At 59.5% G+C, this 7,648-nt stretch carries 2 protein-coding genes and 2 pseudogenes; 3 read left to right on the forward strand and 1 reads right to left on the reverse strand.

Features of this window, described 5'->3' with window-relative positions:
• Positions 1–132: 132 nt before the first annotated feature.
• Positions 133–1,959 (reverse strand): NEL-type E3 ubiquitin ligase domain-containing protein, encoded by a 1,827-nt coding sequence (locus OWC48_RS44210; protein ID WP_282525654.1) that lies wholly within the window; start codon positions 1,957–1,959, stop codon positions 133–135.
• Between the two features lie 740 nt (positions 1,960–2,699).
• Between OWC48_RS44210 and nopM the strand changes: the two genes are divergently transcribed.
• The 3 genes and pseudogenes from nopM to OWC48_RS44225 all read left to right on the forward strand — a co-directional run bounded on the left by nopM (position 2,700) and on the right by OWC48_RS44225 (position 7,367).
• Entirely contained in the window at positions 2,700–4,445 is a 1,746-nt protein-coding gene (gene nopM, locus OWC48_RS44215; protein WP_282525657.1) for a T3SS effector NEL-type E3 ubiquitin ligase NopM, read from the forward strand.
• Between the two features lie 215 nt (positions 4,446–4,660).
• A pseudogene (locus tag OWC48_RS44220) lies at positions 4,661–6,216 on the forward strand (ISL3 family transposase).
• A gap of 127 nt (positions 6,217–6,343) precedes the next feature.
• Positions 6,344–7,367, forward strand: a pseudogene (locus OWC48_RS44225) (IS110 family transposase).
• The last annotated feature ends 281 nt before the right edge of the window (positions 7,368–7,648 follow it).

A 7,648-nucleotide genomic window follows, 5' to 3' on the forward strand; every position in this document is an offset into this window, starting at 1 on the left:
GTAGAGAGTTAGCAGCCAGTCTGCTCCAAGCGTCTACCTGACCAGCATCTAGTGGCAGCATAATAAACAGGAGCAACGCTGGCTTCTCCACCAGAGGTGCAACAGAATAACAGAGTCTAGGGCAAAGGCCGCTCATAGGGTGAGGCCGTGCTTATTGAGCACCTTGTCTCTAAGAGCCCCCTTGATCTCACGGGCGATCTCTTTGCGAATTGCGGGGCCCAACGTTCGCTTGGCATCTTCAACCAGGTCAGCTTCAGCCCCGGTCAACCCTTGGTCGGCGAGCTGTTGCTCCAGTCTGCTGTCGAACTCCGTCCCCATTGCATCAATGAGCTGGTCCTGCGCCTTGGCGTGGTCTTCAGGTGCGATGCGACGCACCACATCGTCCCAAGGCTGCCAGTCCATTGCTAAGTAGTCGGCAAATTCAACCGCCTCCCTGTTCCTCACGGATGTCTCTGCGCGGTCAACGTCGGCGTCGGTGACGCCAGAGACCTCAAAGAAGCGCATCTCCGGTGCGAGGTGTTGCAGGCCCAGCCGCTCGCGCAGCTTGTTCTGATAGGCAAGGAAGATCTCAATATCCTCGATGTCTTCGACATCGTCAGCCGAGCCGAGAGAGTGAGCCTTCTCGCGCGCAATCGCCTCGAGCGCGTCCATGCGGAACATGACGCGCCCCAAATCGACGAGATCGGCAAGTCGTGCCTTGTCGTCATAGAAGCCGTTCTCGACTTTTGCGATGAGGCGCGCGGTCCGCATGCCGTTCCACGTTAAAGTTCTACGATCCTCGCAGCTTTGGTTGGCATCCCACGCCAGTTGAAAGTACTGCGCACGCAATTGCGGGTCTTTTGCCGCCTGCCGCAGATCATTGGCCACCGATTGCTGGAATCCTTCATTGCTAGAGTTGATGGAATTGAACAGCTTGCCGAGGAAGAGCCCGTACTCCCGGGCTCCCGGCTCTTCTGCAAAGTTCTGCCAAGCGGCGAGCACCTCCCGATCGCCCACCTGTGGATCGCTCTTGAGCCATTCTGCAATCGTTGCAGCGAGGGCCTCCCCCTGCTCATCGTCTGTCTCGGACGCTTCACTTTCGTCGGCGCGCGAGAGATGGACCGTTGGACCGGCATAACCCTCCGCGCTTAAGACTGTATTCAGGTCCGTCAGCACGTGCTCGGATAACGGATTTTCAGTCAGCACTATGGTGGTGCCGGCGCCCAACCCCGTCAGTAGGTCCTCGGGCAAACTAGTCAACTGGTTTAGGCTCGCGTCGAGAAACTCGAGCGAAGCGGGGAGAGTCTGAGGCAGCTCCGTCAGCTGGTTTTCGCTGACATCGAGATACCGGAGCGTAGCAGGAAGGAGCTCTGGCAGATTTGTTAGATGATTGTGGCTGGCGTGGAGAAATCGCAGCGAAGAAGGGAGGCCTTCGGGCAGGTTTGGCAACCGATTGTGGTTGGCGGACAGAAACTGGAGCCCGGCAGGCAGTACGCTCGGGAGACTCTCCAGCCGGTTGGAGTTTACGTCGAGGCCTCTGAGCCCGCTTGGCAGCGCGGGCAGTCTGCTCAGCTGATTGCCACTGACATTGAGACGCTGGAGCGAAGCAGGAAGTTCGTCAGGCAAATTCGCAAGCCGATTGAAGGGCACATCGAGCACAACGATCTGGCTTGGAAGTCTGGGCAGACTGGTAAGGGACAGCGACTCGAGATCCAGTATGGCGTCTTCGCCCACGTTATTGACCCGTCTCGCGGCTTCTTCCCGGTCCTCGAGAGGACCCAGGTCCTGTTCAGCAGCCCAATTCTCAAGCGCCTCGCCTTCTTCGGCTGCCGCATGGGCTGAATGCCCGGAGTTTTCTGCGAAACCCGTTACGACTGCATCCCATTGTGCCTCCATTCCATTTTGCTGGCCCTGTTGTCCGGAAGATGCAGCAGGAATGCCACCGCTGCGCCCAATCCGTCCTGCCTCAAAAGGATCCATTCCACTCCCCTTACAACACTGAGCCAACCTAGCCCGTCACAACGCGCTCTAGGACCTAGGCCACTTATCTTTCGACAAGCTGACAGACCTATAGCCGTAAGGCTGCGATGGCATCGACGCCGGAGCTCAATTTCTGTGCCGCTATGGGAAGTGAATCGATCGCAGCCGCGGGAAGTTATCTTCCGCCTACACGTTTCTGCGGATGCCAAGGGCCCGCGGCTTGAGTATAGAGCGCCAGAGCCGCGATGGTGCTTTATCTTGGAAGGCCAGCGGAGCCTTTTCGGCCGAGTAGCTGGAAGCCAAGGGCCGCAGGCGGTCCGAACGGCCAAGCTCACGGCGCCCCTCTCAGATGCATACGCAGTCGGTGTCGAGCTGGTCTTTGCGAAGCTTGACCGGTTTACCCGCAAGCTGGATTGCTTCGCTCATCAGTGCCAACCTGAGCAACTCTGAGGTTCTGCAGCGCCACTCGTCAGCTGATTGACAGGTCGGCCTGCTAACGGCAGAACGTTACGCCACCCCGTTGACTGCCCCCGGGCTTATCTGGTCCACGAGGGCAGCGAACTCGCGCAGTATCGATCCCTTTGCCGCAGTCGGGCTCGTGTGAACCTGTACCCACTTAAGCCGGGCGGGAGCCGCAGAGCACGTGCACCGGCGGTCGAATGACCATCGCGCCGCGCAACCACCCGCTTCGCGAGCTTGAGAAGCGGGGGGCTATTCCTATTCTGACGATGGAGAAATTGATGAACACGGGACAGGCGCAGTGGAGTGCAGGTTCTTCCTCGGCGCCTTCTGAAGACGCGGACCAGGAAAGCTACTTCGGCGGCTTCAATCGTGCCGTGGCGAATTTGGTCGAAACCTTGACAGGGTATCGGACCGCAGCCTCCGCGCGGGCGCAGATCCTGGACAATTGGGTCGCCGAAGAGGCGCAGGGCGAAGCGGAGAATAGGCGACAGGGGCGCCGACGAATCAGGAATTCGGATAACACAGGCTCGCGCTCGCTGGATTTGTCTTCGCTCTCGCTGACCGCTCTGCCCGCCGCCCTGCCGCCAAGGTTGCTGGAACTGCGCGCCAGGCGCAACGAGCTGAGCAGCCTGCCAGCTATGTTCCCACCCGGCCTCCAGCATCTTCTCATTAGCCATAATCGCTTGACCAGTTTGCCGGACGATCTTCCGGCGACCCTCTCTGAGCTGGAGGTCGCTGACAACAGCTTGACCGGTCTGCCGGCAAACCTTCCGGCCGGCCTCGAGATGCTGAACGCAAACGATAACCGGCTAACCAGCCTGCCGGACGCTCTCCCGAGCGGGCTCATCTCGCTTGCGGTCAGTGGCAATCAGCTGACCGACCTCCCGGAGTCCCTCCCCTCGTGGCTCATTGAACTCAATGTCAGCGGCAATCAATTGGCCAACCTGCCCGACCCTCTTCCGAGCACGCTCCAATCACTCAATGTCAGCGGTAACCGGCTGACCAGCCTGCCTGAAGGCCTTTTAGATGCTCTTGTACCGCATAATAGCGTCTACTACCCGCATCTGGAGAGCCTCGAGTTGGGGGATAACGCGCTGCCGGACGACGTCCTCGCTCATCTGGCGGCAGCTGGAGCGCCACCGCAGCTTGCGCAGCAATCCCTGCATGAGGCTGCCGCACACTGGCTCGCAGACGACCCGGCCGCGCTGGCCGAATGGCAGCACTTCGCGGATGAGCCCGGCGCCCAAGACTACGCACAGTTCCTGGAGAGGCTACGAGGCACCGTGAACTACGGCAATGACGAGTTTCGGCAGGCGGTGGCTGATGATCTGCGCCAGGCAGCGGCAAATCCAGGACTGCGCGAGCAATTTTTCACACAGGCTTCCGAGGCCAACGCGAGTTGCGAGGATCGTGTCACCTTGCACTGGAATGGTATGCAGACCGCGCGCCTTAACGCTGATGTCGAGGACGGGGTATACGACGACCGCCTAGGTGAACTGATCCAGCGCGGCCGCGTTGCGTTCCTCCTGGAGGCGCTGGACGGGATCGCGCGCGACCGGGTGAACTCGCTCCTCACCCTGCATCCAAACGTAGACGACGTCGAAGTCTACTTGGCCTATCAACATCTTCTACGCGAGCCGCTGGAGCTGATCCACGTCGCCCCTGACATGCGCTTTCTGACGGTTTCTCACGTGACGTCCGACGATGCGGCGCGCGCTCTGGAATTGGTTCGCGAGCAAGAAGCGAACCAGTTTACCGACTACATGGCAACGCGCTGGCAACCCTGGGAGACGGTGCTGAGACGAATCGCTCCTGATGAATATGAAGCGATGCAAGAACGGCTCGTCGAAGCCATGGGCGAGGAGTTTCAAACCCGCTTGAATCAGCGACTGGTTGAGCATGGTCTTCTAGGCGATCCGGATGCCGAGCGGGTGCTCGGAGCCCAAGTCCGAAACGAGATCGCTGGCGAGATCAAAGGCGAGGTCATGCACCGTGTGCTCGCAGAGCGTGGCCTCGAACTATGAGGCTCCCAAACCGCCGCAGAGATGTTTATCATTGCTCTGCGGCGGCACGTAAAATCGATCGTGAAGCCTCGCCCATCGCTGCCAACGTGCTTTTGCACCTTGGAAAGTGCGCTGCCGTCGATCAGGGTGTCATTCGGCCTGCAATATTGGCTCTGACTCACTTTTGATGCAGTTGGGGGGATGTCTGGCGCTTTGATCGGGGGAGAATCAGCGCCATGCAGCAGGCACTCCAGCGCTCCAATCTGGTGCCGAGTGGGTTTGTTGTAGAGAGTGCATACTTCGAAGGTAATAAGGCCGTTATTGCGGTCCGGGCGCTGGGGAGTGTCGGTCTGTGTCCATCGTGCGGAACGGTTTCCCGACGTGTCCATAGCCGGTATCGACGACGCGTGACCGATCTGCCGCTCTCTGGGCGGATCGTCCAGCTCCTGGTAATCGCCCGCCGCTTCCGCTGCGATGCCGTCACATGCGGGCGCCAAATCTTCACCGAGCGCTTTGCCGAAGGGGTGCTGGCTCCATCGGCGCGGCGTACTGCAAGGATGGAGTCTATCGTTCATCACCTCGGCCTGGCGCTTGGTGGTCGACCAGCGGCAGGCTTCGCAAAAAGGCTGATGCTCCCGGTGAGCAAGGATACGTTGCTGCGCGTCGTCCGGCGCCGTAGCCGCCCGCCGACTGATCCGCTCCGAGTTATCGGCATTGATGATTGGGCTTGGCGTCGCAATCACCGATACGCCAGTATCATCTGCAACCTGGAACGCCGCCGGGTCGTCACCTTGCTGCCGGATCGGGAGCCTGCGACCGCCCAAGCCTGGCTTGCTGCCCATCCTGCGATCTCGATCGTCGCCCGCGATCGTGGCGGAGGCTATGGCAAGCGGCAGCAAAGGCCTTGCCGCACGCGGTACAGGTCGCGGATCGTTGGCATCTGATGGAGAATGCCAGCCGAGCCTTCCTTGATGCCGTCCGCAAATCGATGCGACAGATACGCACCGTCATCGGTGCGACCACGATCGATCCCAAACTGCTCACAGCCGCCGAGCGGATCCAGTATGAGGGCTATCTTCGCCGCGAGGAGACCAATGCGGCCATCCTGTCTCTTTCGAAGAATGGCTTACCTATCAAGCAGATCGTGCGCCAAACTGGCCATAGCAGGAAGCTGGTTCGGCACGTGATCCGCGGTGAGCGCAACGATGTCTTCCGGACCCGAGAAAGTTCGTTGGACGTGCATTTGCCATGGCTTGACGATCAATGGGCGTCCGGCTGTCGAAACGGAGCTGAACTTTGGCGTCGCCTGAAGGCGCGAGGTTTCCGAGGCTCGCTTCGCGTGATCAGCGAGTGGGCCACCCGCAGACGACGGGCTGAAAAGGCCGACACGCAAAACCTTCAGCGGATTCCGTCGGCCAGAACGATCGCACGCTTTCTGACAATCGGCCGGGACTTGCTGACGAAAGCGGAGGCCGTCACGGTCGCGGCGATCGAATTTGGCGTTCCAAGCCTGGTCGATGCCCGCGAGATAATCACCGAATTCCACACGATGATCCGTCGCAAGGCCGACATGGCGCTCGCTTCATGGATCGAGCGCGCCCGCGTTAGTCTTGTCGCTTCGTTCGCCAACGGCGTGACCAAGGATGAAGCGGCGGTTCGGGCGGCAATTACTTCGCCCTGGTCGAACGGGCAGACTGAAGGTCAAATCACACGCCTCAAGCTCGTCAGACGTCAGATGTATGGCCGAGGGAAAATCGATCTGCTTCAAGCCAGACTAATCGGCGCAGAATAATCGGAGCTGCATCAAAATTGCGTCAGAGCCAAAATTGCAAACGATGACGTAATTGCGGTCAGCGTGCGAGGCCCAAAAGCTCCGTTATCGTCGAGCTCTCGCAATCAAGCGATTCGTAGGAGCTGTCATGAGGCAATATGTCGGCCTGGATGTCTCGCAAAGAGAGACTTCGGTTTGCGTGGTCAACGAGATTGGTCAAACGATTTTTGAAGGAAAGGCCAAATCTGATCCCGGTGATCTGTCCAAGCTGCTTCGTAAACATGCGCCATTGGCGGAGCGCATCGGCTTTGAGACGGGCGCGATGGCAAGCTGGCTTTGGCACGAGCTTCGGAGGGTTGAACTCCCCGTCGTTTGCATCGATGCTAGGCATGCACACGCAGCACTGTCGGTCCGCATGAACAAGAGCGACCGGAATGATGCTCGGGGCCTTGCCGAACTGGTGCGGGTTGGATGGTATCGAGAAGTCAAGATCAAGAGCGAGGAGAGCCAGAAGGTTCGATCGATCCTTCGCGCGATTCCGCCTTGTATCCATACGCCGGGATATTGAGAACCAGGTCCGCAGTCTGATCAAGGAATGTGGGTTACTCTTCCCTCGCGCGATTGGACAACAGTTCCGTAACCAGGTCGGCGAGCTATTGGGCGAAGATCATCAACTCTTCAACGTGATCGCGCCGCTCCTGTCGATTCATGAGCATATCTGCCAGCAGCAGAGCAAATTCGACGACGAGGTCCGCCGATTGGCGAAGTCTGACGAGACGACGCGTCGCCTGATGACGGTCCCTGGTGTTGGCGTGGTGACTGCCTTGACGTTCCGCCATACGATCGATGACCCGTCCCGCTTCCGATCGGCCTCGGCAGTCGGCGCATATCTCGGCCTCACACCTCGGCGCAACCAGTCTGGTGAAACAGACACTAGTGGCAAGATATCCAGATGGGGCGACAGGCTTCTCCGAACTTACTTGTTCGAGGCAGCGACCGTCCTTCTCTATCGGACCAAAAAATGGTCTTCCCTCAAGGCCTGGGGAATGAAGCTGGCGAAGCGCATCGGTATGAAAAAGGCAAAGGTCGCCATTGCCCGCAAGATCGCAGTGATCCTCCACTGCATTTGGGTCGATGGCACGTCGTTCGACTGGGGCCACGCGCCGGCCTGACCTTATTTTGTAAGCTCCTGGCCTGGTCCGCCGGGCCGGCGATGTCCCGCTGGGGCGGTGGTCGTGGTGACCTCGGTCAATCGGCTGGTGGCGGCCCGTCCGCACGCCGTTGCAAACGATGAGGCGCCCGATCCGGACATCATCATGAGGCGCGTGCGACCTCGGAAAATGAAATGGACGCCTCCCTCCCAAATCGGTAGGAGCGGCAACGAGCGAGCCAACTGGGCAGAGAGGCATCAAAGATGCCCGAGTCAGCGAGCTCTTGAAGCAAAATCGGAGGA

The sequence above is a fragment of the Bradyrhizobium sp. Arg816 genome, assembly GCF_029989365.1.
GTDB lineage: Bacteria > Pseudomonadota > Alphaproteobacteria > Rhizobiales > Xanthobacteraceae > Bradyrhizobium.